General features: G+C 73.9%; 2 protein-coding genes. One reads left to right on the forward strand and one right to left on the reverse strand.

All coding sequences use genetic code 11. The features are described 5' to 3' along the window. Window positions 1–995: ferrochelatase (locus H5J30_RS26685; protein ID WP_181789883.1), on the reverse strand; the 995-nt coding region annotated here is incomplete at its 3' end. 150 nt (window positions 996–1,145) lie between these two features. Here H5J30_RS26685 and H5J30_RS26690 point away from each other — a divergent pair. Further along, on the forward strand, window positions 1,146–2,477 hold the full coding sequence (locus H5J30_RS26690) for a D-arabinono-1,4-lactone oxidase (RefSeq protein ID WP_181789884.1): 1,332 nt from the start codon (window positions 1,146–1,148) through the stop codon (window positions 2,475–2,477). Window positions 2,478–2,592: the final 115 nt, after the last annotated feature.

Raw genomic sequence — 2,592 nt, forward strand, 5'->3', positions numbered from 1 at the left:
CTGGAGGACGCCAACTCCGGCGGCAACGTCCACGGCCTGGCGGCGCTGATCTTCCCCCCGACCGTCGCCGACCGCACCGCGGGCAGGCCCAGCTCCGCCGCCTTCGCGGCCGCCTCGGTGTCGAGGTCGTACAGGACCTCCATGTGGTCGGAGACGAAGCCGATCGGCACCATCACCACCGCGGGCGCGCCCTCGGCGTGCAGCTCCTCCAGGTGGTCGCAGATGTCCGGCTCCAGCCACGGGATGTGCGGTGCGCCGCTGCGCGACTGGTAGACCAGCCGCCAGGGCCGCACCACGCCCGTGAGGACCGCCGCCGTGTCCGCGACCAGCTTGGCGGTGTCCCGGTGCTGCGCCACGTACGCGCCGCCGTCGCCGTGGTCCGCGGGGGGTCCCGAGGTGTCGGCCGCGCTGGTGGGGATCGAGTGCGTGGTGAACGCCAGGTGGGCGCCGTCGCGTACGTCCTCGGGCAGCTGCCCGAGCGCCTCCTGGACGCCGACGACCATGTCGCGGACGAAGCCGGGCGCGTTGAAGTAGTGCCGCAGCTTGTCGACGCGCGGCGGCTCCAGGCCCTCCGCGGCGAGCGCGGCCAGCGACTCGGCCAGGTTCTCGCGGTACTGCCGGCAGCCCGAGTACGAGGCGTACGCGCTGGTGACCAGGGCCAGCACCCGCCGGTGACCGTCGCGGGTCAGCTCCCGGAGGGTGTCGGTGAGGTACGGGGCCCAGTTGCGGTTGCCCCAGTAGACGGGGAGGTCGAGGCCGGCGTCCGTGAAGTCCTTGCGCAGGGCGTCGAGGAGCGCGCGGTTCTGGGCGTTGATGGGGCTCACGCCGTCGAAGAGGTAGTAGTGCTTGCCCACCTCCTCCAGCCGCTCGCGCGGGATGCCGCGCCCGCGGGTGACGTTCTCCAGGAACGGAACGACATCGTCCGGGCCTTCGGGGCCGCCGAAGGAGAGCAGCAGAAGGGCGTCGTACGGCAGGGGGGACGGCACGTCTGGCATGTCTTCGATCCTGCCATGCGCCCGCCCCCGGACCGAGCCGGGCACCGGCGTCCGGCCGGTCCGTACGCGCGAGTATCATCCCTGTCCAACCGGGGGCGGAGAGCCGAGACGAAGGGCCGTACGACCGGCCCGTTCAGCGGATGGACGGCGATGCATCAGGTGAGCAGCACGAGGGCGGCGGGCGCCTGGCGCAACTGGGCGGGCACCGTCGCCGCACGTCCCGCGCGCACCGCCAGCCCCGCCACCACCGCCGAGACCGCCGACGCCGTCCAGGCCGCGGTCGAGGACGGCCTGAAGGTCAAGGCCGTCGGTACGGGCCACTCCTTCACCGCCGCCGCGGCCACCGGCGGGCTCATGATCCGCCCGGAGCGGCTGGTCGGCATCCACGAGATCGACCGCGAGGCCGGCACCGTCACCGTCGCCGCGGGCACCCCGCTGCACCAGCTCAACCACGCGCTGGCCGCCGCCGGCCTCTCGCTGGCCAACATGGGCGACATCATGGCGCAGACCGTCTCCGGCGCCACCGCCACCGGCACGCACGGCACCGGCCGCTCCTCCGCCTCGCTGGCCGCCCAGATCACGGCGCTGGAGCTGGTGACGGCCGACGGCAGGGCGCGTACGTACACGGCGGCGGACACCGGCGAGGACGCGGCGGTCTTCGCCGCCGCCCGGCTCGGCATCGGCGCGCTGGGCGTCGTCACCTCGCTGACGTTCGCGGTGGAGCCGCTCTTCCTGCTCACGGCGCAGGAGGAGCCGATGGCGCTCACCGACGTCCTCGCGTCCTTCGGCGAGCTGGCCGAGGACAACGAGCACTTCGAGTTCTACTGGTTCCCGCACACCGGCCGCTGCAACACCAAGCGCAACAACCGCAGCGAGGGCCCCGCGCGGCCGCTGGGCAGGATCGGCGGCTGGATGGACGACGAGCTGCTCTCCAACGGGGTGTTCGCGGCGGCCTGCGCGGTGGGGCGGGCGGTGCCCGCGACGATCCCGGGCATCGCGGCGGTCTCCAGCCGGGCGCTGTCCGCGCGTACGTACACCGACATCCCGTACAAGGTCTTCACCAGCCCGCGGCGGGTGCGGTTCGTGGAGATGGAGTACGCGCTGCCGCGGGCGGCGGCCGTGCCCGCGATCCGGGAGCTGAAGGCGATGGTCGACAGGTCGGGGCTGCGGATCAGCTTCCCGGTGGAGGTACGGGTCGCGCCCGCGGACGACATCCCGCTGTCGACGGCGTCGGGGCGGGACACGGCGTACGTCGCGGTGCACCTGTACCGCGGGACGCCGCACCAGGCGTACTTCACGGCGGTCGAGCGGATCATGACGGCGCACGGCGGGCGGCCGCACTGGGGGAAGCTGCACAGCCGGGACGCGGCGTATCTGGCGGGGGTGTACCCGCGGTTCGGCGAGTTCACGGCGGTACGGGACCGGCTGGACCCCGGCCGGGTGTTCGGGAACGACTACCTGCGGCGGGTACTGGGCGACTGAACGCCCCCGGGGACGGCTGGGGCACAGGCCCTAACGCGCCGCCCCCGGTGCCGTCGCGCCGTCCGGATGCGGGGTCGCCGGTGTCTCCCCCGTGCCGGGGTCCTGGCCCTCCTCG

Origin of the sequence: Streptomyces phytophilus (assembly GCF_013870535.1) — a bacterium.
Classification (GTDB): domain Bacteria; phylum Actinomycetota; class Actinomycetes; order Streptomycetales; family Streptomycetaceae; genus Streptomyces; species Streptomyces phytophilus.

Coding starts and splice junctions, on each gene's coding strand:
- H5J30_RS26690 (WP_181789884.1), top strand. CDS start 1,146: ATGCATCAGGTGAGCAGCACGAGGGCGGCGGGCGCCTGGCGCAACTGG.